At 38.2% G+C, this 2,741-nt stretch carries 2 protein-coding genes; both read right to left on the bottom strand.

Features of this window, described 5'->3' with window-relative positions; translation table 11 throughout:
- Positions 1–263 precede the first annotated feature (263 nt).
- The gene (locus VK998_RS09600; protein ID WP_325227912.1) at positions 264–1,028 is read right to left on the bottom strand and encodes a hypothetical protein; all 765 of its coding nucleotides are present in this window, start codon (positions 1,026–1,028) and stop codon (positions 264–266) included.
- Positions 1,025–2,741: BNR-4 repeat-containing protein (locus VK998_RS09595; protein WP_325227911.1), on the bottom strand; the 1,717-nt coding region annotated here is incomplete at its 5' end. The genes VK998_RS09595 and VK998_RS09600, both read right to left, overlap by 4 nt.

Raw genomic sequence — 2,741 nt, 5'->3', positions numbered from 1 at the left:
GTCCTTCCGAAAGCCATTGTAAATTACCCTTTGTGCGGGTTAAGTGCAAGTTACTCATTATCCTTGTTGTATAATCGTTCGACTTCATTAAAAGATAGCGCCCTGTTGTAGATGCGGAGTTCGTCTATGAGGCCAATCATGGCCCGTCGGGCAGTTGGCACGGTATGTTTTCGCATTGTCTAATCATTCTATCCATTTGTGCATTGGTGTTTCAATTCATAGACACCAACGCGCAATTTTTGATTCGTGAAACTGCAATAAATTCAAGTAAAATATTTTTGAACGGCATCATTAAAATTCTGTCGAGCAGTTGCATTTAATTTATTCCCAATATAGAACAGCCCAATATTCAAGTCTTGAAAAGAACTTTGACCGGAATCCTCATTAAGCGCAAATAAGGTGATATTGTTTGATGGTCGGGAACCCGTATCTGATAACGTAGCACTTCCTACCTGTGTTCCATTTTCTTCTATAATAACACTACTGCCATCTCTATTTACTAAATAAAACCCTTGTAACGAGCTTGTTGAAAAGCTAGCAAACTCATCATTATTAAGTCTGGCAATAATATAACCACTACCCGTATAACTCATAATAACTTGATCTTCATCGGTAGTTGCCCCCGTTCTCGCTCCTAATATTGTGGTCGTAGTAGGGTTCGTAACTTCATTAGGAATGTACACGCCAAAAGAAGCACCAGTGATAAAATATTTATTCCAATCTTCGGCAGGATTATACTGAGTATCAATATATGCCTTTGAGCCATCACCAATAAATCCTGTTAACTGATTATAAGAAATGCCAGGTTGAGGCCGACAATAATTACCATTAGCCAAATCAACAAGCGAAGCAACAATATTATTATTTTTAAATACCCATAATCTATCTAACTCCGAAAGGATGCCAGCATTAGACAAATCAGTTTCTAACTGTTGTAGCTTATCGCTTTTTTCTGACGTTATGCCAAAATCTTCAATATGTCCTAATGAGTCCTCTGCTAATTGATCTGTATAAATTAATCGTGTCATCGATTTGTAAATTTTATATTTGTATTATAGTTCAAGAAAATATGGTAACTACCTTCCCAGAATAAGACTCTTATCGGTGCATTATAATTATCCAAGCAATAAGGTCTTGCATTTTTAACATTATCTTCATTTGCTGGCAAGTCAAAAAGGCCCCACTCTCCATCTACTTTATAAGCTCGGTATATCCTTCTTGTTGTATCATCATCTTCTGTTGTTCCTACATAGAGCCTGTTTTCATTAAATATAGCGATACCTCCTCCATATTGCTTCTCTCCAGTATCATCTATAATAGAAAGCCCACCATTACAAATTTTTTCTGTATTCCATTGACTTCCATCCCACTTAGCTATGTAATAGTAAATATCTTCGGCCACGTTTGATGTGTAATCACTCCACGATGTTTGAAATGCAACCATTGGATTCCCATTAGAATCATATTTTAAATCCCAAGGCCATGCGTTAGCAATTAACCCATTCTTCGTTGCATCCCATACTTTTGTAACATCACTTGGTGAAAGGGGGAGTGCCGCAGATCCTCCTATCAACGTACCATCTGTTTTATAGTAGTTGCCCCCTTGGTAGTAAAAATGGTATAGGTTATTAAGCGTAGAGTTTGGGTGACCATCGGTAAAAACGAAATCAATCCTATCTGTTCCATTAGAGTTGATTTTGCAATAAGATCTGTTTTCAGGACCTTCAAATAAATCCTGTCGGCTGGTCCAAGTATCGCCTCCATCAGAACTGGTGCGAAATGCCCTAACACGTTTACTGGTACCAGAACGCTCATATCGGAAAAACCAATATACTTTTCCTTCTCTTGATAATCGCCTTAGCTGGCTGTATGAGTAATTAACATCAGAGTAACTCTGTATCCTAGTATCCCAAGCACTTACATCGTTTGCATTTGTTGACCTCGATAGATATATAGGGCCTACGTGCTCCGAATAAGCAGCCAATATTTTACCGCTTGGAAGAATACAAAAGGATGGATTATCATGGTCATCCGTTTCCGATATGGTATCTATGGTATAAGAACCATCAACTACTTCCGCACTATTGTCAAAGTCATGCACTAATATATTTCTATTTTCATCAATAGCACCAATATAAGTCTTTCCATTATTATTATTATAGACAGCTCGCGGATCATTAAACCATGTCCACACACCATCACCTATTACACCAGTAGTTTCAAGATTTAACTCATTATATACTTCCAATACATCTGGATACTGGCCTATTGCCGTTTTTATACTTCTTTGAACCGTCCTACCTTGGTTAGGGAAATGATACTCACCGCTTTTGTCAACTCGCATAACTACACGGCCTAACTTAGTCACGACTAAAAGAAGATCATCAGATATAATCTCATTTTGCCCAAATTGCTCTAAGACTTGTTTTAAACCTCCTCCTAATACAGGAAAAAATGGATTCCCACGACCATCAATGCGGTGTATTACATTACCTAAAATATCAATTAACTCATATACATTACTATCTTTTACTTGTTTGGAATCACGCTCATCTTGTAGTTTTTCTGCGTCATAATCTCCAACAGCCTTCCCTGTAACCGCCTCACTGGTATCGGTAGGGTCTAAGGAAGTCGCATAAAACTCATCCCGCTTTACCCAGCTACTCGTACCAGAATCCCACCGGTAATAGCCATTATTGGAAGCGGTATCATTGGTTACCATCGCTGTAGTATGGTCAGGC

It is taken from the genome of Schnuerera sp. (assembly GCF_035459645.1).
Classification (GTDB): domain Bacteria; phylum Bacillota; class Clostridia; order Tissierellales; family Tepidimicrobiaceae; genus Schnuerera.
The sequence above is the reverse complement of the archived record's forward strand: the minus strand, read 5'-3'. Positions and strand labels throughout refer to the sequence as shown.

Coding starts and splice junctions, on each gene's coding strand:
- VK998_RS09600 (WP_325227912.1), bottom strand. CDS start 1,028: ATGACACGATTAATTTATACAGATCAATTAGCAGAGGACTCATTAGGA.